The 477-nt window shown below is 34.4% G+C and carries 1 protein-coding gene; it reads right to left on the minus strand.

Going from position 1 to position 477, the window contains the following annotated elements; genetic code table 11:
• On the minus strand, positions 1 to 463 hold a 463-nt coding region (locus KH893_RS11850), incomplete at its 3' end, for an amino acid ABC transporter permease (RefSeq protein WP_427860411.1).
• Positions 464 to 477 lie beyond the last annotated feature (14 nt).

Consider the following 477-nt stretch of genomic DNA (forward strand, 5'->3'; position numbering starts at 1 on the left):
TAATAAAACTATTAAATAAAGGCGGTAATGACACTCTAGAAGCTTGGGGAAAAATAATTCGACGTAGTACTTGTGTTTTTGTCATACCAATTGAATAAGCTGCTTCCCATTGGCCATTAGGAATCGATAAAATTGCGCTGCGAACTGTTTCAGAACAATAGGCTCCGGTATTTAATGAAAAAGTCAAAATTCCCGAGACTAATGGTCCTAATTTAATCCCTGTTGGTGCAACTGCAGGAATTATAAGATAAGGCAATCCAAAATAGACAATAAAAAGTTGGACAAGTAACGGTGTACTACGGAATAGCCATACATAAAACTTTACAATCCATTTAATTAGCATAAAAAAGATACTTCGTTTTTTAGAAATTCTAACCAAGGCTGTTAAAACCGCAATTATCAATCCTAGAGAAAATGAAATGATCGTAATTGGTATAGTATATTTTAATCCTGCAACAGCGATCGGTAGAGCTGAAT

The organism is Liquorilactobacillus sicerae, from assembly GCF_029916425.1.
Lineage (GTDB): Bacteria > Bacillota > Bacilli > Lactobacillales > Lactobacillaceae > Liquorilactobacillus > Liquorilactobacillus sicerae.